General features: G+C 67.3%; 29 protein-coding genes. 8 read left to right on the forward strand and 21 right to left on the reverse strand.

Annotated features, from left to right (window positions below):
• Window positions 1-6 precede the first annotated feature (6 nt).
• From M9M90_RS17380 to petA, 3 genes are read right to left on the reverse strand one after another with little or no spacing between them, the layout of a single operon-like run.
• Window positions 7-861 carry a cytochrome c1 gene (locus M9M90_RS17380; RefSeq protein ID WP_254834498.1) on the reverse strand — a complete coding sequence of 285 codons (855 nt, stop codon included), beginning with the start codon at window positions 859-861 and terminating at the stop codon, window positions 7-9.
• 7 nt (window positions 862-868) lie between these two features.
• Window positions 869-2188 (reverse strand): cytochrome b/b6, encoded by a 1320-nt coding sequence (locus M9M90_RS17385; RefSeq protein ID WP_254834499.1) that lies wholly within the window; start codon window positions 2186-2188, stop codon window positions 869-871.
• Between the two features lie 5 nt (window positions 2189-2193).
• Window positions 2194-2748, reverse strand: coding sequence for a ubiquinol-cytochrome c reductase iron-sulfur subunit (petA, locus tag M9M90_RS17390; RefSeq protein ID WP_254834500.1), 555 nt, complete (start codon window positions 2746-2748; stop codon window positions 2194-2196).
• A gap of 229 nt (window positions 2749-2977) precedes the next feature.
• Here petA and M9M90_RS17395 point away from each other — a divergent pair, with 229 nt between their 5' ends.
• From M9M90_RS17395 to M9M90_RS17410, 4 genes are all read left to right on the forward strand, one after another.
• A complete protein-coding gene (locus M9M90_RS17395; protein WP_254834501.1) occupies window positions 2978-3430 on the forward strand; it encodes a tRNA (cytidine(34)-2'-O)-methyltransferase in 453 nt (150 codons plus the stop codon).
• An 8-nt stretch (window positions 3431-3438) separates the two neighbouring features.
• A complete protein-coding gene (gene hemF / locus M9M90_RS17400; protein ID WP_254837154.1) occupies window positions 3439-4314 on the forward strand; it encodes an oxygen-dependent coproporphyrinogen oxidase in 876 nt (291 codons plus the stop codon).
• Window positions 4315-4419: 105 nt separating this feature from the next.
• On the forward strand, window positions 4420-5253 hold the full coding sequence (locus M9M90_RS17405) for a ChbG/HpnK family deacetylase (RefSeq protein ID WP_254834502.1): 834 nt from the start codon (window positions 4420-4422) through the stop codon (window positions 5251-5253).
• 1 nt (window position 5254) lies between these two features.
• A complete protein-coding gene (locus M9M90_RS17410) occupies window positions 5255-5863 on the forward strand; it encodes a GNAT family N-acetyltransferase (RefSeq protein ID WP_254834503.1) in 609 nt (202 codons plus the stop codon).
• Here the strand turns inward: M9M90_RS17410 and M9M90_RS17415 are convergent.
• The 8 genes from M9M90_RS17415 to M9M90_RS17450 form a co-directional block, all read right to left on the reverse strand.
• Window positions 5860-6570: a type 1 glutamine amidotransferase gene (locus tag M9M90_RS17415; RefSeq protein WP_254834504.1), complete on the reverse strand. Its 711-nt coding sequence runs from the start codon at window positions 6568-6570 to the stop codon at window positions 5860-5862. The genes M9M90_RS17410 and M9M90_RS17415 overlap by 4 nt on opposite strands.
• On the reverse strand, window positions 6567-7781 hold the full coding sequence (locus M9M90_RS17420; protein WP_254837155.1) for a CCA tRNA nucleotidyltransferase: 1215 nt from the start codon (window positions 7779-7781) through the stop codon (window positions 6567-6569). The genes M9M90_RS17415 and M9M90_RS17420 overlap by 4 nt, the downstream gene beginning before the upstream one ends.
• Window positions 7782-7807: 26 nt before the next feature.
• Window positions 7808-8083: a DUF6111 family protein gene (locus M9M90_RS17425; RefSeq protein ID WP_254834505.1), complete on the reverse strand. Its 276-nt coding sequence runs from the start codon at window positions 8081-8083 to the stop codon at window positions 7808-7810.
• Window positions 8076-8717, reverse strand: a complete 642-nt coding sequence (locus M9M90_RS17430) for a CoA pyrophosphatase (RefSeq protein ID WP_254834506.1) — start codon at window positions 8715-8717, stop codon at window positions 8076-8078. The genes M9M90_RS17425 and M9M90_RS17430 overlap by 8 nt, the downstream gene beginning before the upstream one ends.
• Window positions 8714-9286 carry a DUF1285 domain-containing protein gene (locus tag M9M90_RS17435; protein WP_254834507.1) on the reverse strand — a complete coding sequence of 191 codons (573 nt, stop codon included), beginning with the start codon at window positions 9284-9286 and terminating at the stop codon, window positions 8714-8716. The genes M9M90_RS17430 and M9M90_RS17435 overlap by 4 nt, the downstream gene beginning before the upstream one ends.
• Window positions 9287-9357: 71 nt before the next feature.
• The gene (locus tag M9M90_RS17440; RefSeq protein ID WP_254834508.1) at window positions 9358-9783 is read right to left on the reverse strand and encodes a hypothetical protein; all 426 of its coding nucleotides are present in this window, start codon (window positions 9781-9783) and stop codon (window positions 9358-9360) included.
• A 337-nt stretch (window positions 9784-10120) separates the two neighbouring features.
• Entirely contained in the window at window positions 10121-10894 is a 774-nt protein-coding gene (locus M9M90_RS17445) for a hypothetical protein (protein WP_254834509.1), read from the reverse strand.
• A gap of 104 nt (window positions 10895-10998) precedes the next feature.
• Window positions 10999-11283: a hypothetical protein gene (locus tag M9M90_RS17450; RefSeq protein WP_254834510.1), complete on the reverse strand. Its 285-nt coding sequence runs from the start codon at window positions 11281-11283 to the stop codon at window positions 10999-11001.
• 59 nt (window positions 11284-11342) lie between these two features.
• Here M9M90_RS17450 and M9M90_RS17455 point away from each other — a divergent pair, with 59 nt between their 5' ends.
• The gene (locus M9M90_RS17455; protein ID WP_254834511.1) at window positions 11343-11510 is read left to right on the forward strand and encodes a hypothetical protein; all 168 of its coding nucleotides are present in this window, start codon (window positions 11343-11345) and stop codon (window positions 11508-11510) included.
• Here M9M90_RS17455 and M9M90_RS17460 read toward each other — a convergent pair.
• The 4 genes from M9M90_RS17460 to M9M90_RS17475 all read right to left on the reverse strand — a co-directional run bounded on the left by M9M90_RS17460 (window position 11507) and on the right by M9M90_RS17475 (window position 14546).
• Complete coding sequence (locus M9M90_RS17460; protein ID WP_254834512.1) at window positions 11507-11734, reverse strand: DUF3892 domain-containing protein; 228 nt, start codon at window positions 11732-11734, stop codon at window positions 11507-11509. The two genes, M9M90_RS17455 and M9M90_RS17460, sit on opposite strands and share 4 nt — an antisense overlap.
• Before the next feature lie 209 nt (window positions 11735-11943).
• Complete coding sequence (locus M9M90_RS17465) at window positions 11944-12873, reverse strand: IS1595 family transposase (RefSeq protein ID WP_254834513.1); 930 nt, start codon at window positions 12871-12873, stop codon at window positions 11944-11946.
• A 181-nt stretch (window positions 12874-13054) separates the two neighbouring features.
• Complete coding sequence (locus tag M9M90_RS17470) at window positions 13055-13549, reverse strand: GNAT family N-acetyltransferase (RefSeq protein ID WP_254834514.1); 495 nt, start codon at window positions 13547-13549, stop codon at window positions 13055-13057.
• Between the two features lie 199 nt (window positions 13550-13748).
• Window positions 13749-14546, reverse strand: a complete 798-nt coding sequence (locus tag M9M90_RS17475; protein WP_254834515.1) for a hypothetical protein — start codon at window positions 14544-14546, stop codon at window positions 13749-13751.
• Between the two features lie 151 nt (window positions 14547-14697).
• Between M9M90_RS17475 and M9M90_RS17480 the strand changes: the two genes are divergently transcribed.
• Together M9M90_RS17480 and M9M90_RS17485 are read left to right on the forward strand one after the other, a co-directional pair.
• A complete protein-coding gene (locus M9M90_RS17480) occupies window positions 14698-15960 on the forward strand; it encodes an MFS transporter (RefSeq protein WP_254834516.1) in 1263 nt (420 codons plus the stop codon).
• 32 nt (window positions 15961-15992) lie between these two features.
• Window positions 15993-16922: an SDR family NAD(P)-dependent oxidoreductase gene (locus tag M9M90_RS17485; protein ID WP_254834517.1), complete on the forward strand. Its 930-nt coding sequence runs from the start codon at window positions 15993-15995 to the stop codon at window positions 16920-16922.
• Between the two features lie 55 nt (window positions 16923-16977).
• Here M9M90_RS17485 and M9M90_RS17490 read toward each other — a convergent pair whose 3' ends face one another.
• The 6 genes from M9M90_RS17490 to M9M90_RS17515 are packed head-to-tail and all read right to left on the reverse strand — an operon-like array spanning window position 16978 to window position 21755.
• The gene (locus M9M90_RS17490; protein ID WP_254834518.1) at window positions 16978-17574 is read right to left on the reverse strand and encodes a GNAT family N-acetyltransferase; all 597 of its coding nucleotides are present in this window, start codon (window positions 17572-17574) and stop codon (window positions 16978-16980) included.
• 11 nt (window positions 17575-17585) lie between these two features.
• Window positions 17586-18065, reverse strand: coding sequence for a GNAT family N-acetyltransferase (locus tag M9M90_RS17495; protein WP_254834519.1), 480 nt, complete (start codon window positions 18063-18065; stop codon window positions 17586-17588).
• Entirely contained in the window at window positions 18062-18919 is an 858-nt protein-coding gene (locus M9M90_RS17500) for an NAD(P)-dependent oxidoreductase (protein WP_254834520.1), read from the reverse strand. The genes M9M90_RS17495 and M9M90_RS17500 overlap by 4 nt, the downstream gene beginning before the upstream one ends.
• A complete protein-coding gene (locus tag M9M90_RS17505) occupies window positions 18916-19875 on the reverse strand; it encodes an oxidoreductase (RefSeq protein ID WP_254834521.1) in 960 nt (319 codons plus the stop codon). The genes M9M90_RS17500 and M9M90_RS17505 overlap by 4 nt, the downstream gene beginning before the upstream one ends.
• Window positions 19875-20654, reverse strand: a complete 780-nt coding sequence (locus tag M9M90_RS17510; RefSeq protein ID WP_254834522.1) for an enoyl-CoA hydratase-related protein — start codon at window positions 20652-20654, stop codon at window positions 19875-19877. The genes M9M90_RS17505 and M9M90_RS17510 overlap by 1 nt, the downstream gene beginning before the upstream one ends.
• 33 nt (window positions 20655-20687) lie before the next feature.
• Window positions 20688-21755 carry an MBL fold metallo-hydrolase gene (locus M9M90_RS17515; protein ID WP_254834523.1) on the reverse strand — a complete coding sequence of 356 codons (1068 nt, stop codon included), beginning with the start codon at window positions 21753-21755 and terminating at the stop codon, window positions 20688-20690.
• 176 nt (window positions 21756-21931) lie between these two features.
• On the opposite strand from M9M90_RS17515, the gene M9M90_RS17520 reads away from it, so the two are divergent.
• The gene (locus tag M9M90_RS17520) at window positions 21932-23251 is read left to right on the forward strand and encodes a hypothetical protein (protein WP_254834524.1); all 1320 of its coding nucleotides are present in this window, start codon (window positions 21932-21934) and stop codon (window positions 23249-23251) included.
• The last annotated feature ends 115 nt before the right edge of the window (window positions 23252-23366 follow it).

The following is a 23366-nucleotide window of genomic DNA, read 5'->3' on the forward strand; positions in this document are numbered from 1 at the left end:
TGGCGCCTAGTGGGCGACGTTCTTCCAGACCCGGCGATAGCTCCAGTAGAGCAGGCCGGTGAAGATCAGCAGATAGGCCATGGCGGCCAGGCCGAACTCCTTGCGTTCCTGCATCTTGGGCTCGGCGGCCCACATCAGGAAGGCGGCCACGTCCTTGGCCTGCTGGTCGACGGTCGACTTGGTGCCGTCGTCGAAGCTCACCTTGTCCGCCGCCAGGGGCGGAGCCATGGCCAGCACGCCGCCCGGGGGCACCGACTTGTGGTCGCCGCTCCAGGCCGAGGTCAGGTCGCCGGGGAAATACTTGTTGTAGTGCTGGCCCGTGGCGATGGTCAGGCCCTTGGGCGGCGTGACATAGCCCGAGCCGACCAGCGAATAGATGTAGTGGGCGCCGTGGTGGCGGGCCTTGGCGATCACCGACAGGTCTGGCGGCAGGGCCCCGCCGTTCGACGCCCGGGCCGCCGGCTCGTTCGGGAACGGGTTCGGGAACCGGTCGGCCGAGGTGCCGGGACGTTGGACGACGTCGCCGGTCTCGGAGTCGATGTCGTTGATCTGGTACTCGGCGGCGATCGCCTTCACGTACGGGTTGTCGTTCGAGTTCGGGTATTTCTCGTCGTAGAACGGGCCGTTCTTGTCGCCGAGGTTGCGGAAGGCCAGCAGGCTCATCGCGTGGCAGGCCGAGCAGACCTCGCGATAGACCTTGTAGCCGCGTTGCAGCTGGCCCTGGTCGAACTTGCCGAACGGGCCTTCGAAGCTGAACTCGACTTCCTTCAGGGGCGCGGGCGCGGGGCCCGCGGCGAGGGCGGCGGGAGAAGCCAGCATAGCCAGCCCAAACGCCGCGAGCGCGATACCTTTACGCAGCATCTTAGGCTCAACCCCTCTTTTCAGGCGAAGCCGCGGCGCCGGCCGGCGCGTTGGCGGGATGCGAAAGCACAGGTTCGCTGATCGATTCCGGCTGCGGCAGCGGGGTCTCGGTGAGGCCCAGGACCGGCAGGACGATCAGGAAGTAGGCGAAGTAGTAGAGCGTGGCGATCCGCGACAGCCAGACGAAGCTGTTCAGGTCGGCGTCCAGCAGCATGAAGGTCGAGAGCCCCGGGATCACGTGGTCGTCGGGAAGCTGGCCGCCGCAATAGCCCAGGACCAGGCAGGTCAGGACGAAGATGATGAAGTACATCCGCGCCGTCGGGCGGTAGCGCATGGAGCGCACCTTCGAGGTGTCCAGCCAGGGCAGGACGAACAGCAGGCCGATGGAGCCGAACATCATCAGCACCCCGCCCAGCTTGTCCGGCACGGCCCGCAGGATCGCGTAGAACGGCAGGTAGTACCATTCGGGCACGATGTGGGCCGGGGTCACCAGCGGGTTGGCCGGGATGTAGTTGTCCGGGTGGCCGAGCGCGTTGGGATTGTAGAATACGAAGCTGGCGAACATCAGCAGGAACACTGCGATCGCGAAGCCGTCCTTCACCGTGTAGTACGGATGGAAGGGAACGGTGTCCTGTTTGGACTTCACGTTCACGCCGGTCGGGTTGTTGTTGCCCGGGACGTGCAGCGCCCAGATGTGCAGGCCGACGACGCCGGCGATCATGAACGGCAGCAGATAGTGCAGCGAGAAGAAGCGGTTCAGGGTGGGATTATCCACCGCGAAGCCGCCCCACAGCCAGGTGGTGATGGCCTCGCCCACCAGGGGCAGGGCGCCGAACAGGTTGGTGATCACCACCGCGCCGTGGAAGCTCATCTGGCCCCAGGGCAGGACGTAGCCCAGGAAACCCGTGGCCATCATCAGCAGGTAGATCACGCAGCCGAGGATCCACAGCACCTCGCGGGGGGCCTTGTAGGACCCGTAATAGAGGCCGCGGAACATGTGGATGTAGACCGCGATGAAGAACATCGAGGCCCCGTTGGCGTGCATGTAGCGGATCAGCCAGCCGTAGTTGACGTCGCGCATGATGTGCTCGACCGAGGCGAAGGCGTGGTCCACGTGGGGCACGTAGTGCATCGCCAGGATGATGCCGGTCACCAGCTGGATGCCCAGGCAGACCGCCAGGATGCCGCCGAAGGTCCACCAGTAGTTCAGGTTCTTCGGGGTCGGGAAGTCGATGATGCTGTCGTACGCCAGGCGCACGATCGGCAACCGCGTGTCGAGCCAACGCTCGATGCCGGTCTTCGGTTCGTAGTTCGAATGTCCGCTCATCGGTCTCAGCCCACCTTGACCTTGGTGTCGGAAAGGAAAGCGTATTCCGGCACTTCCAGGTTCTTCGGCGCGGGGCCCTTACGGATCCGGCCGGACGTGTCGTAGTGCGAACCGTGGCAGGGGCAGAACCAGCCGCCGTAATCGCCGCCGCCGAAGGTCGGGACGCAACCCAGATGGGTGCAGGTCCCGACCAGCACCAGCCATTGGGCCTTGCCCGGCTTGTGCCGTTCCTCGTCCGTCTGCGGATCGCGCAGTTGGGCGTTGTCGTCCTTCACCGCCGCGGCGATTTCCGCGCCGGTCCGGTTGCGGACGAACAGCGGCTTGCCGCGCCACTTCAGCGTCACCTGCTGTCCCTCGGCGACCTTGGTCAGGTCGAACTCGATGGAGGCGAGCGCCAGGGTGTCGGCTGACGGGTTCATCTGGTCGATGAACGGCCAGGCCAAGCCCACGACGGCTCCGCCGGCGGCGACGGCCGCGGCGATGTGAATGAAATCGCGCCGGTTCGGGTCTTCGCCCGCGGCATGAGTATCGGGATTTGCGCCCACGACGGTGTCGGCCACCTTAAAGCTACCCTTCGATCAGGGGCCGCGAAGCGCGACCCTTCGGACGTTCCTGGAAAACCCAGGGCGATCCCGCCTTCGACCCTGCCCAGACCTTCTGGTAAGGGGCCCTCGGAACTTCAACGCTGTTGCAAGGCGAAACCACCGGAATGCTCGACGACCGAGGTCGCAGCCCGCCTTCCGTGATTCGCCCCTTGCCCCGGCAAATCCCGTGGCTGGATCGCTTAGAATGCTGCTGGCGCTTTTTCAACCGGACATTCCGCAAAACCTTGGCGCGGCCCTTCGCCTCGGGGCCTGTCTGGGCGTGCCCGTGCACGTGATCGAGCCCTGCGGCTTCCCGCTTTCCGACCGCGCAATCCGCCGCGCAGCCATGGATTACGGCGATCCGGCCGAGGTGATCCGCCATTCCGGATGGGCCGATTTCGCCGCTCAAGCCCAAGGCCGCGTTGTTCTGTTCACGACCAAGGGCGCCACGCCCTTGCACGATTTCGTATTCCGGTCCGACGATATCCTGCTGTTCGGCCGCGAGAGCCTGGGCGTGCCCGACGAGGTGCATGAGGCCGCCGACGCCCGGGTGATCATTCCGCTCACGGCCGGCCGCCGGTCCTTCAACGTGACGGTGTCTGCGGCGATTGGCCTCTCGGAGGCGTTGCGCCAGACCGGCCTATTCCCTAAGGCCTAGCCCTCATGATGACCCTGCCCCCCGAGATCGATGTCCGGCGCGGCCGCGCCAAGGAATGGTTCGAAGCCCTGCAGGCGCGCATCTGCGCGACCCTGGAGGGGCTGGAAGACGAGGCGCCCGACCATCTCTATCCCGGCGAGCCTGGCCGCTTCGACATGCGTCCCTGGACGCGGGAGACCGGCGTGGGCGGCGGGATCGGCGGGCACCTGAAGGGGCGGCTGTTCGAGAAGGCCGGAGTCCACACTTCCGCGGCCCTGGCGCGCTTCTCTCCGGAGATGGCGGCCACCATGCCGGGCGCGGACAAGGACCCGACCTATGTCTCGGCCAGCATCAGCCTGATCATCCATCCGCGTTCACCCCGGACGCCGACGGTCCACATGAACACCCGCTTCCTTTCGACGGCCGAGAGCTGGTTCGGCGGCGGGGCGGACCTGACGCCCATGGTCGAAGAACAGCGAAGCCAGGACGCCGACGACGCGGTCCTGTTCCATGGCGCCCTCAAGGAGGCCTGCGACGCGTTCGATCCCGAATGGTGGCCAAAATACAAGGCCTGGTGCGACGAGTACTTCTATCTGCCCCATCGCAAGGAGACGCGCGGCGTGGGCGGGATCTTCTACGACCGGCACAACAGCGGGGACTTCGAACGCGACTTCGCCTTCACCCGCGCCGTGGGCGAGGCGTTCCTGGACACCTATCCCAAGATCGTCCGCCACCGCATGACCGAGCCCTGGACCGACGCCGACCGGCAGGAGCAGCTCATCCGTCGCGGGCGCTACGTGGAATTCAACCTGCTCTACGACCGCGGGACCATGTTCGGCCTGAAGGCGGGCGGGAACATCGAGACCATCCTTTCCTCCATGCCGCCTATGGTGGCGTGGACCTGACGGCGGCGACCCGGACCGTCTCCAACTTCGACATGGGATGATCCGCTGGCGCCCTGACGCCGCATCCCGTGTCTATAGTGGGCCGCCACCTCAGGGGAACGCGCCGTGAGCCTCGCCCACCGCCTCGGATACGGACAGGACGCCAGACTCCTGATCGTCAATTGCGACGACCTGGGTTCAAGCGCCTCGGCCAATCGGGCGACGGAGCAGGCGCTGAGCGAGGGTCTCGCCACCAGCTCCACTCTGATGGTCCCCTGCCCCTGGGCGCTGGACGGCGTCCGCCGCGCCAAGGCCGGGGGCATCGGCGTGCACCTGACGCTCACCTGCGAATATCCGGACTATCGCTGGCGCTCGCTGACCGGCGCGGCCTGCCTGCATGACGCGGAGGGCTACATGCCGGCCACCGCCCAGGCGGTCTGGGAGAAGGCCGACCTCGAAGCCGTCCGCGCCGAATGCCGGGCCCAGATCGACCAGGCCTATGACTGGGGCGTCGACGTCACCCACCTGGACGCCCACATGGGCACGATGCAGCTGGAGCCGCGCTACGCCGACCTGTTCCTCGAACTGGCCGTCGCCTACGACCTGCCGGTGCGGATGATCGGCGCCAGCGCCGAGCGGCGGCTGGGACTGTCCGCCCGCGCCAGGGCGGACGAGCTGAGCCTGGTCTTCCCCGACAAGCTGGCGACCACCTGGGCCAAGCCGGCCAAACCGACCTTCGAAGCGATCCTGGAGGACCTGCCCCCGGGCGTCACCGAGGTCTATCTCCATCCGGTCGAGGACGGACCCGAACTTCGCGCCTACGACCCGCATGCCGCCCAGATCCGCATCGATGACCGGGAATGCCTGCTGGACCTCGCCTTCAAGGCTCGAACCGCGGAGCTGGGGATCGTGCTGATCGACTTCGCGCCCCTGCGCGACCTGCAACGGGCGCGAGGCTGAGATGGCCACCATCCGGCCCTATCGGGAGGACGACCTGCCGGCGCTCTACGACATCTGCCTGAGGACGGGCGACAGCGGCCAGGACGCCAGCCACCTCTATGACGACCCGAGGATCATCGGCGAGATCTACGCCGCCCCCTACGGCGTCCTGCAGCCGGACCTGGCCTTCGTGGCGGAGGACGACCAGGGCGTGGCGGCCTATGCCCTGGGAACACCCGACACGCGGGCGTTCGAGGCCCGCCAGGAGGCCGAATGGTGGCCCCGGCTGCGGACGGTCCATCCCGAGCCGCCGGGCCCGCCCAGCCGCGCCTGGACGCGCGACCATTGGCGCGCCTTCCAGATCCACCACCCCTTCACGGTTCCCCAGGCGGTGGTCGAGGCCGCGCCGGCCCATCTGCACATCAACCTGCTGCCGCGCCTGCAGGGCCAGGACGTGGGCCGGGCCCTGATCGCCACACTGCTGACAGCCCTGGGCGAGCGCGGAACCCGGCATGTCCACCTGGGCTGCGACACCGCCAACCACCGCGCCCTGCGGTTCTACGACATCTACGGTTTCCAGCGGTTCGAAGTGGGCCGGAACACCGTCTGGATGACTCTCGATATCGTCTAGCGGCCGGCCGTCGCCTGCTCCAGGAACCGCTGCAGCCAGGCGCCGACCCGCAGGCGGTCGTCAGGCTGTTCATAGCTCATCACCGCCCGATCGGCCTCGACATCGGTGTAGCGGCTCCCGCGGCGATTCTCGATCAGGGCCTTGGCATAGGCCGGCTCGAACTCGGGATGGAGCTGGATCGAGACGGCGCGGGCCGCGCCATAATCCAGCACCCCCAGCGGGCAGAAGCCGTTGCCGCCGAGGACCGTGGCGCCCGGCGGAACCTCCACCACCTGGTCCTGGTGCGAGGCCGGCGCGGCGATGGGTTCGTCGGTGTCCATCCAGGGCCGCGCTTCCGAGAGCCGATAGCGGTGCAGGCCCACGCCCCAGCCCTTGGGGGACTTGATCACCTTGCCGCCGAAGGCCTGGGCCATAACCTGATGGCCGAAGCAGACCCCGACCAACGGGACCTCGCCCTTGGCCGCGCGCAGGAAGTCCATCAGCGGGTCGATCCAGGGCAGCGGGTCATAGACGCCCGCCGACGACCCGGTCACCAGCCAGGCCTCGCAGGCGTCCGTGGCGTCGGGCAACGCGCCCGCGGCCACGTCGAAGGTCGCATAGTCGTGGGTGTCCTCGCCGAACAGCCGCCGGAACATCGACGGGTAGTCCCCGAACCGCTGGCGGACCCCGTCCGGCGGCGCGCCGGTCTCGAGGATTCCCAGCCTCAATAGGCCATCCCCTGGGCCACGGCCTTGAGCTTCTCGATGGCCGAGAACTTGTCGTCGATGAAGTCGTGGTCGATCCACCAGTCCTCCACCTCGCGCAGCACCTTGCCGACCATCGGGCCCTTGGGCACGCCGGACTTGAGCACGTCCTCGCCGGTCAGCGGGAACGGCGGCGGGGTCCAGCTTTCGGCCAAGGCCAGCAGGCCGCGCCACTGGTGGGTGGCCGCCGACCTGGTCACCCTCGACCACAGAAGCTTGATGCGGTCGCTGAAGGCCTGGACGCCGATCTTGTAGACCGTGCGGCGGCTCTCGCGCGGGCTCATCCAGGACGTGATGCGCGGGGTCTGGCCCATGGCCGCCACCAGCCGGTCCCTGACGTCGTTGGAGAGCCGCAGAGCCTCGGCGGCCTGGGCCACGCCGACCTCGTTGTCGGGCAGCAGGGTGGCCAGGCGCAGCACCGGATCGTTGACGAAGAGCTGGTCGCTCTCGATCTCCACCAGGCCGTTGAAGGCGGTCAGGTCGGTCGCCGAGGGCAGCAGGACGGTGAGCACGCCGCTCTGCGCCATCAGGGCCATGGCCGGGCGCGGCTCGTCGGCGGCGACCAGCTTCAGCAGCTCCTTTGAGATCCGCTCGGCCGGCAGCCTGGCGACGCTGTCCCTGGCCGCGGCGACGGCGGCCAGGGCCGCGGCGTCGGGTTCGCCCTTGCCGTACCAGGCCAGGAACCGGAAGAACCGCAGAATCCGTAAATGGTCCTCGGCGATCCGGGTCTCGGGGTCGCCGACGAAGACGATGCGGCCGGCCTTGGCGTCGGCCACCCCCTGCCCGGTCGGATCGGTCAGCGCGCCGGTGCGGTCGGCATAGATGGCGTTCAGGGTGAAGTCGCGGCGACCGGCGTCCTCGGCCCAGTCATCGGTGAAGGCCACCACCGCGCGGCGGCCGTCGGTGGCCACGTCGCGGCGCAGGGTGGTGACCTCGAAGGGATGGCCATCCTTCACCGCGGTGATCGTGCCGTGCTCGACGCCGGTCGGCACGGCCTTGATGCCGGCGGCCTCCAAGGCCTGTGTCACCTGGTCGGGAGTCAGGGTGGTGGCGATGTCCAGGTCACCGACCGGGGTTCCCAGGATGGCGTTGCGCACGCACCCGCCGACGAACCGCGCGCAGCCGGCGCCGCCCCTGGCCTCCAGGGCGTCAAGCACCGGGGCGGCGGTCGTCATCCAGGGCTTCTCGCCGATACTGTCGCTCACTTGGACTGCGCTTTCTTCTCGAAATGTCCGGGCGAAACATGGCCGCCCTCGGTGACCTCGGCGGGAACATAGGTCTGGCCGCGGTTGTCGCCATGGAACACGGCGGTGGCCATCAGCGAAACCCCCAGCAGGACGCCGGCCGCGGCCATCAGCCAGGTCCAGGGCGTCGAGCCCATCTCGCGTCCGGTGCGTCGGGCGGCCTCGCGCCAGAGGAACCACCCGATGAAGGGCGTCGCCACCAGCAGCAGCCGCCAGAGGACCATGCTAAGCAACGGCGGCCCCATACAGCCGGTCGTAGAGCGCCCGAAGCATGCCGGCCGTGGCCCCCCAGATGTACTGGTCCTCGTGCGTCATGGCGTAGAACCGGCGCTTCTGTCCGTCGGGCGCCTCGCGCTCGTGCTCCTGGTAGTTCACCGGGTCCATGAGGAAGCCGAAGGGGGTCTCGAAGATATCGGCCACCTCGTCGGGATTGGCCACCAGGCTGAACCCCGTGCGGACGAAACCCACCACCGGGGTCACCAGATAACCGGTGCCGGTCCGGTAGGGCGACGACAGACCGGCCAGGGAGACGAAGTCCGGATGCAGGCCCACCTCCTCGTGGGCCTCGCGCAGGGCGGTCTGCCAGACGGTCTCGCCGGGGTCGCAGCGGCCGCCGGGCAGGGCCACCTGGCCGGTATGGCGGCGCATGGTGTCCGAGCGCCGGGTGAGCAGCACGGAGAAGCCGTGATCCCGCTGGATCAGGCCCACTAGGACGGCGGCGGGGACCAGCTCGACAGGCTCGTTGGGGAAGGCGTTGGGCGTCAGGTCGAAGTCGGACGTCGCATGGGCGGCGTCGCGGTGCTCCAGCGGGTCCAGGTGGCGTTCGATCCAGGCGCGCAGCTCGCCCGGCGCGGAGTGGGGGCTCACAGCCGGTGCGCCCCCGCCGGACCCACGGGGAACCAGGCCCCGTTGGAGGCGACGCCCAGGCGCGGCCCCTCGGGGGTGTCACGCTCCTGCGCCATCTCGACCAGTTCGTAGAAAACCGGCCGGGCGATCAGGGCCTCCAGGCCGCGACGGACATGCAGATAAGGCCGCGGCTCGCCGGTGGCGGCGTCCATCTCGACGCGGATCTCGTTTTCCGGCCCGGCCTCGACCTCGTCGCCGACATTGGTCAGGAATTTCAGCGTCTCGCCCTCACGGTCCACGCGGGTGGCGATGAAGGGCGCGTCCTCGACGGTGATGCGCATCTTCTCAACCGGGGTCACCAGATGGAAGCCGTCGGGATCCTTGCGCAGGACGGTGGAGAACAGCCGCACCAGGGCCTCTCGCCCGATGGGCGTGCCCTCGTGGAACCACAGGCCGTCCTTCTTGATCACGATGTCAATTTCGCCGCAGTGGGCGGGGTTCCACAGGTGCACCGGCGGCAGGCCGCGTCCGGGGGCCTGGGCCTTGGCCGCGGCGATCACGCTTTCCAGTCCGGGTTTTTCGTTCGCCATCCCCTAAAGGTAGGCGCGCCCGGCCCCCGCCTCAACAGCGACGCTGGGGAAGCCGTACCTCCACGGCCTCGCTAGTCGATGACAGGAGCCTTTGCTCCCGGCTTGCCCGTGAGGAGGTCGGCGCCCGAATACCACCGGACGTCATGAAACCGGCTGTCCTGAGCAAGCGCTTCGCTCAGGCTCATAAGGGTGTCGAGGTAGACCTTGTTGCGCCTCCCCAGCATCTTGTCGATGAGCGACGTATCCTCGAATACGAAGATACAGCCCTCTATCAGCGTGACCTGACCCCACATCCGTCGCCGCCCCGCCTGGACGTCCAACTCCCAGCCGTGCTCGTGAGCATAGATGGGCGGGCTTACCGTGCACCCCAGTCGCTCGAGCATCTCACCGATCGCCGCCGCGACGCTCTTGCCTCCGAACTGGACGATGTAAGGTCCCTCTTCAATGTGATCTTCGGGGAGGTCGGAGGTGAACTCAGCCCAGGGCAGCACCTTCACCGTGGCGTCTCCCGAGCCGCACCGGCCTCTTGACCGAGTCGTTGCCCATCTCGCCATCTGCGATTCACGAACTCCTCCATGGTTTCGCGCAAGCCACTGCGCGCCGGCTCACGTCCAGCCATGCCACCCCTCGTCCGTCTTGAATTGTCGAGCCACCCGGCCGCGTGTTGGTGCACGACACAAGTTTAAGGTGTCCCAAGAGAGATCGAACAGGCAGTTATATACTTGACGGAACAGACGGCTCGAATCACCCTCCTTCGGGACAGGCCGGCGCTCTAACCAAGGAATAGCTGCCCTCGATGTCGAGGACAGACAGATGGCCCAAGGGCCGGATATCCTAGATGGTCGCGTTCTCCTGAAGGACGCGCCCGAGGTAGAGCGTCTCAAACGCGTCCACGACGCGGGAGAAATCTTGGATCAGGTCTTCAAGCGTTGGGACCATCTGCAAACCGGCGAATGGACCTCCCCTCGGGAAGACTAGGGCGAACTTGGCTGGGGTGATCCCAGCCATGAGCCCGTGCATGGCGTAGGCTTCTATCAGGGCTGTGCCTTGTGCGGGGCGTCCGACGCGGGTCGTGATGTCCTCCAAGCCAATCCCTCCGGTGGCATGGCTAATTTCGCCAGCGACGGGCAATAGCGTCTGGTGCTTGTCGATGATGTCGAGGTCGTGGACGCCGCGCAGCGCGCCGTTGCCGCCGGTGTACGGCTGAAAGCGCCTCACAAGGTCATAAGCCTCCGGCGACGCGCCGGGCATTCGCCTAACGATCATCGCCTCCATTTCAGATTCACTTTTGGCGAAGGGGAAGTAGACCCCCTCGCCACTATTGCCGTTGAGGCGCACCGCCTCACACGCAAGTAGATCCAGAGAAGCCCGCAGGTTGTGAACAATGTCGCCGATGATGGGCGCCCACTCATAGGGGACCGCCTCGGCGATGTTGATGGACCACGCCATATACTGCGGGTCGTTTTCATCGATGTAGCAATCCATGTAGATCGGAACGCGGGCCTGATAGGCCGCGATTTCGCCCCGCAACGCGGCGACATGGCGCGCGGCGCGGCCTATCTTGAGCCGTGAAGCGAAGAAGGGGCGCGATTGCGCTTGTGGGTACATGACTGAGAAGCCCCCTGAAGACGAACCAGGCGCTCAAGAGCGCTTTGACCGTGGGATTGCGAACGCGTTGAAGATGCCGCCGAAGCCGCACAAGCCCGCGCCTCCTACCCCAAAGCGAGATACGAAATGACGATGGCGACGATAGCGATGGGTATGGCGATTATCGCCGCAATCGCTGCTGTCCATGCCGCCGCGTTCGCGCTCTTGGCTATCTGGAGGCTCTCGCGCATTGAGCGGGCGTGGCGGGTGTCTTCCAACTCATCCAGCCAAGCCTCGGCGATCCGTGTCCGCTGAGGGTTAAACGCCCCTCGCTCTAGTATGCGCCTGACTTGCTGCTCGCCGCGCTCGTCCAGGCTTTTCTTGAACTCATCGACGGCGTGGTCGTCCATTCCGAACCTTTCGAGAGGGCGGGGCTGAGGCCCTGCCCGCTATGACTCGTGGAGCCCGCATGACGGCCGAGAAGTCAGAACCTGAGTTCGTTGTGCTGGAGGGCCGGCTTTTGGTGGCGAAGGTGCTGTGGCGCAAAGATCGCTCCATCGCGGCGGACCTGTTCCGCAATCTTGCCGATCACGACGCAGGCCGCGCGATGGAGCGCGAAGTCAGGCTAGAGTTCTAGTCCTCAGCCATCTCGTCGAGATTGTTCCGCCGACTTCCGTCCGGATTGGTCCGGAGGTGGGGCGTCGCATTCTCGCGACGCACCACATGGGCGTTGGAAATCTGATTGCGGTCCGCCATCCGAATGGCGGCTTCCTTGTCGGTGAAGGTCTTGTTGCCTTCCAACAGCACGGCCTTGACGTTGCCCTTGCTGTCGTTCTTCGCGTCGATGATCTTCTTAGCCATATAAAGGCTTCCTTATGCGGAAGCCGGAGCGGGTTGACCTTAGTCCCTGACTCGGAGACTATCTTGTTGCATCTGGCCCGCCCGATCCGGCGGTTTCGGAAAAGCCCGGACGGCGTTAGCGCGCCGCCGGGCTACACCCGTTTAGAGCGATTCACGTTCCGTTCCGAGTCTTAAAGCGACGCTTCGATTGAAGCTTTCGCGCCTTCTGCTTACGCGTTCGCGGCTTGACCAGACCGCCGATAGGTCAGGCGCTTGCCCGTGGTGGCCTTGAGCATCGCATCGGTACGGATGGCGTCGGTATCGAGGCGGCTGTTGTAGCGGAAGTCGAACTCGGCGAGGTAGCGCGCGAGGTGCGCTTCCGAGACGTGGTGATAGGTGCCGTACACGCCGCGCTTGAGGATCGAGAAGAAGTTCTCGACCGTGTTGGAGTGGATCGGGCCGCGACCGTACTCGCCGCGAGCGTGATCGACGGAGCCGTGCGACGCGAACTCGGCGCCCATCTTGGGATACATCGCCGCGCCGTCCGTCATCAGGTTCGACTTGCGGCTGGCGTGCTTCACGACGATGGGGCGCAGGGTCTTGGACGTCACGTTGGCGACATGGAACGAGCGGGCCTTGCCGTTGCGCTCAACGAGCGTCACGACGGCTTGCTTGCCGCCCAGGTGATCCCACTTCGCGACGCGCTTGTTCTTGTGCTTGTTCTTCTCTTTGCCGCCCATGTAGGTCTCATCGACTTCCACGGTCTTGCCTTCGCCGCCTAGGGGGCCGGGGTTGGTCTCAGCCATCGCCGCACGGATGCGGTGGGCCATGAACCAAGCCGTCTTGTAGGTCACGTCCAGCGAGCGGTGGAGCTGGTGGGCGGAAACGCCTTTCTTGCTCGCAGCCATGAGGCGGAAGGCCAGGAGCCATTTCGCCAGACCAACGTGCGAGCGTTCGAACACCGTCCCGACCGTCACCGTGAACTTGGTGCGGCAGGACTTGCAGATGTAGGTGCCGGGCTTGGTGGACTTGCCCTGAAGCTCCGTCACCTTCTCACACTCGCCGCAATGCGGGCAGTACGCGCCATCGGGCCAACGCTGCGCTTCCAGGTGGAGGCGGGCGGCTTCGTCGTCGTGGAAGATTTTGTCGGTCAGATTCATGGCGGTTTTCCCTTGGCTCACAAGGTATGCCGTGAAGCTTGTTCCGTCAAGTATATAACTGCCATCGAACATCAAGAACAAAACACGAACAATGGTCAGGAGATTGGAGTGTGCTTAGCTTGGTCCGCGCGTGTGGACCCGGGTCCTGCGGCCCAAACCGGGATGACAACCCTGCGGGCTGCTAGGCCGTAAGCGCGCCCGACAGCGCTTCGGCGCCGCGCGCCAGGACCCGGCGCTGGTCCACCGGGCCCGGCAGGCGCACGTCCCTGGCCGGGGCCGCCGAGAAGCCGAAGCGCCCGAAGTAGGGTTCGTCGCCAACCAGCAGCACCACCGGGAAGCCCGCGGCCTCGGCGGCCGCGGCGGCGCGCTGGACCAGCAGGCCGCCGGTCCCGTGCTTGCGGACCTCGGCGTCCACCGCCAGTGGTCCCAGGAAGATCACCGGCTGGACGCCCACATGGGCCTTCCACATCCGCACGGAGCCCACCAGGCGCGCGCCGTCCCAGGCACAGACCGAAAGGTCGGGGCGGAACTCGGCGATCTCGCGGACCCGCTCGGAGACCTTGGTGAAACGGCCGGGCCCGAAGGCGTGGTCCAGCAGGGCCTCGATGGTCTGGGCGTCCTGCGGTTGCTCAAAACTGAAGCGAAGCGCCTGTTCGGCGGAGGGTTGGGCGATCATCTGCGACTTTTTAGGTGAGGCGTGGGCGGGAAACCCGAAGCCTCGCAATGCCTGCGCCGGCGCCGGGTGGCTCTAGACGGCGCGGCTCGCGCGCCCGGTTCGTCGCAGTCGTCGCATGAAACCGGTTCCCGAAACTCCAAGAGACGCGGCGCATAAGACCATGACGGCCCCGCGTCAACGACGCTTTCGCCCCACCGCCTTAGCCCGCGGGCAGCGCCAGCCCCAGCTCGCGCCGCCAGTAGTCCCGCGTCGCCGCCTCGAAGGCTTCGGGCCAGGCTGCGCCAACCTTGTGCGCCAGTGCGCGCGCACGGGGCAGGAACAGTCCTGCCAGGATCAGATTGGCGGCGATCAGCGAGGCTCGGTCCGGCGCGGGGCTTGGCAGCGCCGCCAGGGACTCCATGTCGGCCTCGGGCAGGATGTCGCGCAGGTGCAGAGCGCCCGGCTGCAGCGGAGGTTCGGTCTCGGCGACCATCAGCTCGATCAGGAGGCCGCGCAACAGGCCAAGGCCCGTGATCCCCAGCACATACTCCTGGCGGCCCAGGGCTAGGACCAACAGACCGGCGACCCGAAGGAACTCTGTGACCATCGCCTCCAGCCGCGCCAAATCGACGGGCCGAGGGTCCAGGCGCTCCGGCAGGTCGTTCCACACCCCCGCCCGATCCACAAGCGGCGCAACCCCCGAGCGCGCGCCGGTCACCCGGCCTTGCACGGTGACGGTGATGTCAAAACGCACCCACTCGGGCGTGATCCCGAGAAACAGAGGCAAGCCGGGATAGGTTCGCCGCCACAGAACCGGCGCCGCCACCTGCGCGACCCAGGCCTCGACCTGCTCGACGAAGGCGGAATGATCTTCGCTCGCCACGACCAGGATCAGGTCGACGTCGCTATAGGCGTCGCCGCTGCGCGCGCCCAGGCTGCCGCCCAGCAGCAGGGCCAGCACCTGGGGATCGGCCGCCGCCTTCTCCTTGAAGGCGGCGATGAGTTCGTCGCGGGACATCGGCGCCTCCTTGATCGCCAGAGCTTCGCCGCGCCGTCGCAGGCGGGCAAACGAGCATTTCGCGCTTCGCTTGTGAGTTTGCCGATTCCTACGGTTCTGAGGTCGCATGACCATTGCCGTTCGCCGGTTCTGCGGCCAAGTTGCGCGCCCCATGACCGACCCCCTCCCCGAAGGCCCCGACCAGCCCACCGCCATCCGCGACCTCGTGAGGCACGCGGATTTCATGCGCTTCTGGACGGCGCGGGTCACCGCCACCCTGGGGGTGCAGATCCAGTCGGTGGCCCTGGGCTGGCAGATGTACGCCGTGGCGCGCGAGACCATGGATGTGAAGCAGGCGGCCTTCTATGTCGGGATGATCGGCCTGGCCGCCTTCATCCCGGTGCTGGTGCTGTCACCCTTCGCCGGCGAGACGGCGGACCGCCACGACCGGCGAAAGGTGCTGCTGTGGTGCTATGCCGCCGAGACCCTGACTGCGGTCGTGCTGGCGGCGGCGTCGATCCTCGACTTCGCCACGATCCCGCTGCTGCTGGTGCTGTCGGCCCTGTTCGGCGCCAGCCGGGCCTTCATGGGACCGTCCTCGACCGCGCTGGGGCCCATGCTTGTGCCGCGCAGCCTGCTGCCGCGCGCCATAGCCTGGAACTCGCTGGCCTGGCAGGGCGGGTCCATCGTCGGCCCGGCCATCGGCGGCCTGCTGCTCACCCATTCCACGGGTCTGTCCTACTCAGTCACCACGGTGCTCTACGTCCTGGCGGCGGGCTGCGTGTTCCTGATCAAGGGGAACACCCAGCCGGAGGTCCAGGCGGGCTCGCGCTGGGCGCTGATCAAGGAGGGACTGGCCTACACCTGGCGGAACAAGATCGTGTTCGGGGCCATATCGCTGGACCTGTTCGCCGTCCTGCTGGGCGGGGCCACGGCCCTGCTGCCGGTATTCGCCCGTGACGTGCTGCATGTGGGGCCGGAGGGCTTCGGCCTGCTGCGCGCGGGGCCGGCCATCGGCGCGACGATCGTGGCCTTCATCCTGGCCAGCTATCCGATCCGGCGGTTCGCCGGCGTGACGATGTTCGCCGGCGTGGCGGTGTTCGGCGCGGCGACCATCGTCTTCGGCCTCTCGAAATCCCTGCCGCTGTCGGTGGCGGCCCTCGCCGTGCTGGGCGGGGCCGACATGCTCAGCGTCTATGTCCGCCAGACCCTGGTGCAGATCGTGACGCCGGACCAGATGCGCGGTCGGGTGGCCGCTGTCTCATCGCTGTTCATCGGCGCCTCCAACGAACTCGGTGAGTTCGAGAGCGGCGTGGTCGCCCGGTTCTTCGGCCCGGTCGGCGCGGCGATCTTTGGTGGGGTCGGCGCGTTGATCGTCACCGGCGTCTGGGCCAAACTCTTTCCCGCCTTGCGCAAGGCCGACCGCCTCGAATAACAAACAAGCATTATTTTTTGGGAGATAGATCCATGGGCGCTCTTTCAGGCAAAGTTGTTCTTGTTACCGGAGGCGGCAACGGTATCGGCCGCGACTGCGCGCTTATCGCCGCGCAAGAAGGCGCCAAGGTCGTGGTCAACGATCTGGGCGGCAGCCTCAAGGGCGAAGACGAAGGTTCGGCGGGTCCCGCTGAGTCCGTCGCTGCCGAGATTCGCGCCGCGGGCGGCGAAGCGGTTTCCAATTCCGACAGCGTGACCGACCTGGACGCCGTCTACGGCATGGTCGAGCAGGCCAAGAAGAGCTTCGGCGGCCTGCATGCGGTGATCAATCCCGCCGGCATCCTGCGCGACGTGATGTTCCACAAGATGACCGAAGCCGAATGGGACAGCGTCATCGCCGTCCACATGCGCGGCTCGTTCAACGTGGCCCGCGCCACCATCGAGCTGTTCCGCGAACAGAACGACGGCGCCTACATGTTCTTCACCTCGACCTCGGGCCTGTTCGGCAACATCGGCCAGGCCAATTACGGCGCGGCCAAGATGGGCATCGCCGGCCTCTCGCGGATCATCGCCATGGAAGGCGCGCGCAACAATGTGCGCTCCAACTGCGTGGCTCCGGTCGCCTGGACCCGCATGACCCAGTCCGTGCCGATCAAGGACGAGGCCGCCGCCGCCCGTCGCGCGGTGATGGCCGAGAAGATTCGCGCCGACCAGCCGGCTCGCTTCTCCGTGGCCATGATCACCCCGGCCGCGGCCAGCGTCTCGGGCCAGATCTTCGGCTCCTCGGGCGAGACCATCACCCTCTATTCGCAGCCGCGGCCGATCGAGACCGTGACCAAGGAAGAGGGTTGGACCGTCGACTCGATCATCAAGGAAGCCATCCCCAAGATGGCTCCCAAGTTCTACGACCTCGGCCGTGCGCCGCAGGCCGCCCCGGCCCCCAAGCCCGCCACTGCGAGCTAACTGAGCCAAAATCGAACTGGAGGACCCCGGCTTCACGGCCGGGGTCTTTTTTTGGTTACAGCACGTGCCGCCGCAGCCACTCGTCGCGCGACAGCTCCCAGTACAACGACCGCCGCGTCGTCCCGTCGGGGCGCACGCTCTCGACCTCGCCCATCCGTTTGAAGCCCGCGCCCTCGATGGCCTTGGCCGAGCGGATATTGTCCAGGGCCGCGGTCAGTGCGATCAGCCGCACCCCCAGAACCTCGAACATGAAGGCGACGGACTGGGCCACGCCTTGGCGTCCAGACCCGCTGTTCTGCAGATCCGCGCGACGCCCGCCGGCGATCTCCGCCGCCGACCGCTCCGGCCAGACCGTGAACCGCGAATAGCCCGCGACCTGACCGGCGTCGTCGAGAGAGACGCTCAGGATGCAGCGGCCCTCCTGGCGCAGGGCTTCGCTGTCGGCCACCCACTTGGCGACGCTCTCGCGAGTGAACGGCCTCGGCAGATCGTAGATGGGATCGGAAACGCGCGGGTCGGAGAACAGGGCCAGCAGCCCATCCACATGCTCCGGGCCGGCGATCGGGCGGTCGGCGACGTTCCGCACGGCGTGACGGATGGCGGCCGCCTCCTCCGGCGTGGCGGTGAGTACGGTCTTTGGCGGCGCGCTCATGGCGACCTCCTCTAGGCTGTGGCCATCGCCTTCAGCGGATCACCGGAGAGCCGGCGGATGATCCAGTCGGTCTGGGCCGTGGCGCCCAGGCTGTCATAGAACGCGATCGACGGCGCGTTCCAGTCCAGCACCGCCCACTCCAGCCGCGCCAGGCCCTGCTCCTCGCAGCGCTGGGCCAGCCGGCGCAGCAGGGCCTTGCCGGCGCCGAGGCCCCGGGCCTCCGGAACCACGAACAGGTCTTCCAGATAGATTCCGTGCCGGCCCCGAAAGGTCGAGTAGTTGTAGAACCAGATGGCGAAGCCCACCGGCCTGCCGTCGGCCTCGGCGATGTCGCAATAGAGGCGCGGATTGTCCCCGAACAGGTGCCGGGCCAGGTCGGCCTCGCTGGCCTCCACCTCATGCAGCAGCTTCTCGTAGTCGGCCAGCGCCCGGACGAAGCCATGGATCAGGCCGGCGTCGGCCGGAACGGCGGGTCGGACAGTGACGCTCATCCCACCACCACGCCCGGCGGCGGGAGGCTGTCGGCGGGGACGAAGAAGTCGGGCATCAGCCGGGTGGTCGGGTCGACCCGGTATTTGTCGAAGTCCCGCTCGCCCTCGGCGTAGAGGAAGCTGTCGTCGATCAGGAAGTTGCCGGTGAATTCGCGGGCGCGCTTCTCGAAGATGGCGTGGGCGGCGTCGGCCATGATCTCGGGTGTGCGGCAGGCCTTCATGCCCTCCTCGCCAGCCAGGGCGAACTTGATCGCCGCCGTGGCGATCCCGGTGCGCGGCCAGAGCGCGTTGAAGGCGATCCCGTCGGCCTTGAACTCCGCCGCCATGCCCAGGACGCACATGCTCATCCCGAACTTGGCCATGCTGTAGGCGGTGTGGCCCTCGAACCAGCGCGGGCTCATGTCCAGCGGCGGCGACAGCATCAGGACATGCGGATTGGCGGCGTTCTTCAAGTGCGGGATGCAGGCCTTGGAGGTCAGGTAGGTCCCGCGCGCATTGACCTGATTCATCAGGTCGTAGCGCTTCATGTCGGTGGCGAGCGTGCCGGTCAGCGAGATCGCCGAGGCGTTGTTGACGCAGATGTCGATGCCGCCGAACCGCTCGACGGTCTTCTGCACGGCGTCGTAGACGCTGGCCTCGTCGCGCACGTCGACGATCAAGGGAAGCGCCTGGCCTCCGGCGTCCTCGATCTCCTTCGCCGCGGTGTAAATCGTGCCGGGCAGGTGCTTGTGCGGCTCGGCGGTCTTGGCGGCGATGGCGACATTGGCGCCATCGCGGGCGGCGCGCAGGGCGATGGCCAGGCCAATGCCCCGGCTGGCGCCGGTGACGAACAGAGTCTTGCCTTGCAGGCTCATAGCTTCACTCCGGTGGTTTCTTCCGAAAGCGCCCAGAGGCGTTCGGCCGATTCAGGGTCCAGAGCATAGGGCATGACGCCGTGGACCGGGTCCTCCTTGGTCCAGGGACCGGCCTCCTTGCAGTCTTCCAGATAGAGGCCGCCGATCCCCTCCAGCTCCTCGCCGACCGCCGCCCAGACGCTGGTCGAGGCGCCCTGCTCGGTGGTCTTGAAGCCCTCGCGGACATTGCCCTCGGCGTCCATCCAGCCCATGGCCACCATCTCCTCCTTGGGGAGGTAGCGCTGCAGGGGGGTCATGATCCCGCCCGGCATGACTGCGTTGGCGGTGATCCCGTGCTCCTCGAACCGCGCGTTGAAGCCGACGGCGAACAGCGCGTTGGCGGTCTTGGACTGACCATAGGCCTCCCACTTGTCGTAGGGCCGGGTGCGGTAGTGCGGGTCATCCCAGTGGATGTCGCTGCGCCGGTGGCCGATGGACGAGAGCTGCACCACTCGGGCGGTGCGGTCGTCCTCGGCGGCGTTCAACAGGGCGCGGGTCAGGCCCATGGTCAGGACGAAGTGGCCGAAATGGTTGGTGCCGATCTGCAGCTCCAGGTCCTCGGCCGTGTGCAGCAGCGGCGTGGCCATGACCCCGGCGTTATTGATCAGGATGTCCAGCGGCTGGTCGCCCCAGGCGTCGACGAAGGACCCCACCGATCCCAGGCTGGCCAGGTCCAGGGTCCCGGCCAGCACCCGGTCGGCGCCGATGGACTGGTTGATCTCGGAGGCTACACGCTCGCCGGCCACCCGATCGCGGACCGCCAGCATGACGTCGGCCCCGGCGCCCGCGAGCGCGCGGGCGGTCTCGACCCCGATGCCGCTGGCCCCGCCCGTGACGATGACGTTGCGGCCCGACAGGTCATGATCCCCGGCCACGACGCGGGCGGGTGTGAAGGCGCCGAAGCGGGAGCGTATCATCAGGCCACCTTGGAAAAGTCGGGCGCGCGCTTCTCGGCGAAGGCGGCGAAGGCCTCCTTGGCTTCCGGCGACTTGAGCTGGGCGGCGAAATGCAGGCCCTCGTCGTCCATGCGCTGGGCGACGCCGAGGCCTTCACGCATCAGGGCCTTGGTGATGACCACCGCGGCCGGCGGGCGGGCCGCCACGGCCTGCGCCGCGGCCAGGGCCTTGGCGCGCAGGTCGGCCAGCGGAACCGCCTCGTTGGCGATCCCCCAGTCGACGGCCTTCCTGGCGTCCACCGCCTCACCCAGCACGAACATCGAGAAGGCGCGGGCATGGCCGATGCGGTTTGGCAGGGTCAGGCTGGAAGCCGCCTCGGGGACGAGGGCCAGGTTGACGAAGGGCGTGGTCAGCAGCGCGTTCTCCGCCACATAGACCAGGTCGCAATGCAGGAGCATGGTGGTGCCGACGCCGACGGCGCGACCGTTGACCGCCGCCACGAGCGGGGTCTTGGCCCGCGCCAGGGCGGCCAGCAGCGGATTGCCGTCGCGTCGCGCCTTGTTGGCGCCGCTGTCGCCGGCGTTCACCGCGGCGAAGTCGGCCAGGTCGTTGCCGGCGGTGAACATGTCGCCATTGGCCTGGATCAGGACGCAGCGCACATCGTCGTCGAACTCGGCCTGGTCGATGGCGTCGCCCAGCGCCTGGTACATGGCGCGGGTCAGGGCGTTCTTCTTCTCCGGCCGGTTCATGGTGAGCGTCAGCACGCCGCCGGATTTTTCAATGAGAATGTGGTCGGTCATGAATCTGCGCTCCCTAATACTTACAACGTATACCTAAGCCGCGGCGCGATACCAGACGACGCCGGCGGAATCGGTCTCGGCCGTCGCCTGACCGCGCGAGAGCAGGCAGTTGAGGTGGGCGACGCTCTCGCCGGTGGCCATGCCCAGCACCCACTGGTCGATCTTCCGGCGGAACAGCACATGGAAGACGTCGACGGCCCGCTTGGGCTCGGCGATCAGGGCGGCGAGCCGGGTCAGGCCGCGCTCATGGCCTGCGATCAGGTGGTCGATGCGCGCATGCAGGCCGTGGAACGGGTCGTTGTGCGCCGGCAGGACAAGGACGTCGTCGGGCACCTGGGTCCTGATCCGGGCCAGCGAGGTCAGCCAGTCAGTCAGTGGGTCGCCCGCGGGCTCCGTCGGGAAGACCGAGACGTTGGACGAGATCTTCGGCAGCACCTGGTCGCCGGAAATGAACAGCTTCAGCTCGGGGCACCACAGGCAGGCGTGCTCGGGCGAGTGGCCAGATCCCACCACCACCTTCCACAGCCGGCCACCGATGACGATCTCGTCCCCGTCGCTCAATCGCTGGAAGCTGTCAGGCAGAGCGTGCAGGCCGCGGCCGAAGCCGCCGAACTTGGCGCGGTAGTTCTCCAGCGCCTCCTCGTCCCAGCCGGCGGCCTTGTAGAAGGTCAGGGCGTCGGCCGGGGCCTCGCGCCCGGTATCGGCGGCCAACGAGCGGCACATCAGGAACTCGAGCCGACTGATCCACAGCCGGCACTGGAACTTCCGCGTCAGCCAGCCGGCCATGCCGATATGGTCGGGATGCATGTGTGTCACGAAGACGCGGGTGACCGGCCGGCCGCCCAGGGACTCGGCGAAGGCCTTGCGCCAGGCCTGCTGGGTGTCGGCCCCGCCCATGCCGGTGTCGACGATGGCCCAGCCGCCGTCTTCCTCGATGGCCCAGACATTGATGAAGGCCAGCGAGCCGCCCAGCGGCATCCGCAGCCATTTCACGCCCGGGGCGACATCGATAGCCTCGCCCGGCCTGGGGCCGTGCTCGAAGGGGTAGCGCAGCTTGGGCCGGGGCGCCTCGGTGATGGTCTCTTCGAATCCGTCGCGCACTGCGCCGCCCTCCCACTGCTCAAGGCGCCTAGTTTCCGACGTGCGGCGGGCGGGGGCAAACCCCGAATGCAGGCGGCGGCCCGCGGTGTTCACACCGGGTTCACGCCACGCTTGCCCTTTGACGGCCCTAAGGTTTATGTCGCCCCCAGAGGGAAACACCCAGGAGTATTAGGACCATGAGGCCATTCGGAATTGGGCTGGCCGCCGTATTGGCTATTCTGGCGTTCGCGCCGGCAGCCGTCTCCCAGGGCAAGAAAGCCCCTGAAATCAGCGAAAAGCAGCGCACCCAGGGCATGGCCGAGGCGCCCGCCCTGGCCCAGTCCGCCGGCGTCGCCTGCAAGATCACCGACGCGCGCTTCATCGGCAAGGCCGACGACAAGAAGGCCAAGACCTCCACCAGCTATTACGAAGTCGACTGCGACGCCGGGCTGGGCTTCATCATCTCGGCCCCCGCCGGCGGCACGCCCACCGTCTTCACCTGCGTCGAGGCCAACACCCCGCAGCCCGACGGCAAGCCCTCGAGCCTGCCCTGCAAGCTGCCGGGCAACGCCGATCCCAAGGCCGATCTCGCCCCTGTCCTAGCCGCCGCCAAGGTGCAGTGCACCCCCGAGCAGGTCCGCGGCATCGGCCAGAGCCCGACGGCCACCTACCTGGAAGTCGCCTGCCAGGGTTCGGCCCAGGGCTACGTCATCAAGGCCAGCGCACCCATCGACGCGGCCAAGCCTGTCGAGGCCACCGACTGCATGCTCTACGACGACTCCGAGAGCAACATTAAGTGCACCCTGCGCGACAAGGCCGCCCGCCTGTCGGTGATCGACACCTATGTCGCCGCCGCCAAGAACGGCTGCACCGTGAAGGACAAGAAGTATATCGGCGTCTCGCAGACCGGCTCGGCCTTCTTCGAAGCCTCCTGCACCGACGGCAAGGGCTACCTCTACAAGGTCGACAAGGGCGTCCTGACCACGGCCTACGAATGCGCCAAGGCCACCATGGTGATGGGCGGCTGCACGCTCACCGACGCCAAGGAAGCGGTCACCGAGCAGAACGGCCTCTACACCAAGCTCGCCAAGGCCGCGAAGTTCGACTGCGAAGTCTCCAAGTACGGCCCGTTCCCGTCGAGCGACGGCAAGGACGTGGTCGAACTGGCCTGCTCCAACCGTCCCGACGGCGCCGTCGGCATCTTCGGTCCGGGGACCAAGTCCCAGGTGGTCGACTGCGCCCGCGCGCCGATCGCCGGTTATCGCTGCAGCTTCACCAAGCCCGAGGGCGGCTACAAGCTGGTCACGGCCGACCTGAAGAAGCAGGGCAAGACCGAGTGCGAGGTGTCCAACACCCGCGTGATCGGCCGCACGGCCAAGGGCACCACCTATTTCGAGGTGGCCTGCGCCGACGGCCTGAAGGGCTACATCATCGAGTACCAGCCCGAGACGCTCGAGCCGATCTCGGTCATCGGCTGCGCCTTCTCGAAGGACTGCAAGCTGCCCGGCAACAGCTAGGCGCCCTGCGACGCTGAAACGAGAAAGGCCCGCGGGTTTCCCCCGCGGGCCTTTTTCATTGGGCCGTTCGCCAGCCGAATTTCGTCAGGCGTACCCGACGGCGCGCTTGACGCTC

The sequence above is a fragment of the Phenylobacterium sp. LH3H17 genome, from assembly GCF_024298925.1.
Lineage (GTDB): Bacteria > Pseudomonadota > Alphaproteobacteria > Caulobacterales > Caulobacteraceae > Phenylobacterium.

Bases quoted from the DNA above. Each gene is read 5' to 3' on its own strand.
- M9M90_RS17385 (WP_254834499.1), bottom strand. From the start codon at position 2,188: ATGAGCGGACATTCGAACTACGAACCGAAGACCGGCATCGAGCGTTGG.
- M9M90_RS17460 (WP_254834512.1), bottom strand. From the start codon at position 11,734: ATGGCTAAGAAGATCATCGACGCGAAGAACGACAGCAAGGGCAACGTC.
- M9M90_RS17380 (WP_254834498.1), bottom strand. From the start codon at position 861: ATGCTGCGTAAAGGTATCGCGCTCGCGGCGTTTGGGCTGGCTATGCTG.
- M9M90_RS17465 (WP_254834513.1), bottom strand. From the start codon at position 12,873: ATGAATCTGACCGACAAAATCTTCCACGACGACGAAGCCGCCCGCCTC.
- M9M90_RS17455 (WP_254834511.1), top strand. From the start codon at position 11,343: ATGACGGCCGAGAAGTCAGAACCTGAGTTCGTTGTGCTGGAGGGCCGG.
- M9M90_RS17435 (WP_254834507.1), bottom strand. From the start codon at position 9,286: ATGGCGAACGAAAAACCCGGACTGGAAAGCGTGATCGCCGCGGCCAAG.
- hemF (WP_254837154.1), top strand. From the start codon at position 3,439: ATGACCCTGCCCCCCGAGATCGATGTCCGGCGCGGCCGCGCCAAGGAA.
- M9M90_RS17505 (WP_254834521.1), bottom strand. From the start codon at position 19,875: ATGATACGCTCCCGCTTCGGCGCCTTCACACCCGCCCGCGTCGTGGCC.
- M9M90_RS17495 (WP_254834519.1), bottom strand. From the start codon at position 18,065: ATGAGCGTCACTGTCCGACCCGCCGTTCCGGCCGACGCCGGCCTGATC.
- M9M90_RS17520 (WP_254834524.1), top strand. From the start codon at position 21,932: ATGAGGCCATTCGGAATTGGGCTGGCCGCCGTATTGGCTATTCTGGCG.
- M9M90_RS17445 (WP_254834509.1), bottom strand. From the start codon at position 10,894: ATGTACCCACAAGCGCAATCGCGCCCCTTCTTCGCTTCACGGCTCAAG.
- M9M90_RS17480 (WP_254834516.1), top strand. From the start codon at position 14,698: ATGACCGACCCCCTCCCCGAAGGCCCCGACCAGCCCACCGCCATCCGC.
- M9M90_RS17485 (WP_254834517.1), top strand. From the start codon at position 15,993: ATGGGCGCTCTTTCAGGCAAAGTTGTTCTTGTTACCGGAGGCGGCAAC.
- M9M90_RS17450 (WP_254834510.1), bottom strand. From the start codon at position 11,283: ATGGACGACCACGCCGTCGATGAGTTCAAGAAAAGCCTGGACGAGCGC.
- M9M90_RS17490 (WP_254834518.1), bottom strand. From the start codon at position 17,574: ATGAGCGCGCCGCCAAAGACCGTACTCACCGCCACGCCGGAGGAGGCG.
- M9M90_RS17470 (WP_254834514.1), bottom strand. From the start codon at position 13,549: ATGATCGCCCAACCCTCCGCCGAACAGGCGCTTCGCTTCAGTTTTGAG.
- M9M90_RS17395 (WP_254834501.1), top strand. From the start codon at position 2,978: ATGCTGCTGGCGCTTTTTCAACCGGACATTCCGCAAAACCTTGGCGCG.
- M9M90_RS17475 (WP_254834515.1), bottom strand. From the start codon at position 14,546: ATGTCCCGCGACGAACTCATCGCCGCCTTCAAGGAGAAGGCGGCGGCC.
- M9M90_RS17410 (WP_254834503.1), top strand. From the start codon at position 5,255: ATGGCCACCATCCGGCCCTATCGGGAGGACGACCTGCCGGCGCTCTAC.
- M9M90_RS17500 (WP_254834520.1), bottom strand. From the start codon at position 18,919: ATGAGCCTGCAAGGCAAGACTCTGTTCGTCACCGGCGCCAGCCGGGGC.
- M9M90_RS17420 (WP_254837155.1), bottom strand. From the start codon at position 7,781: ATGACGACCGCCGCCCCGGTGCTTGACGCCCTGGAGGCCAGGGGCGGC.
- M9M90_RS17510 (WP_254834522.1), bottom strand. From the start codon at position 20,654: ATGACCGACCACATTCTCATTGAAAAATCCGGCGGCGTGCTGACGCTC.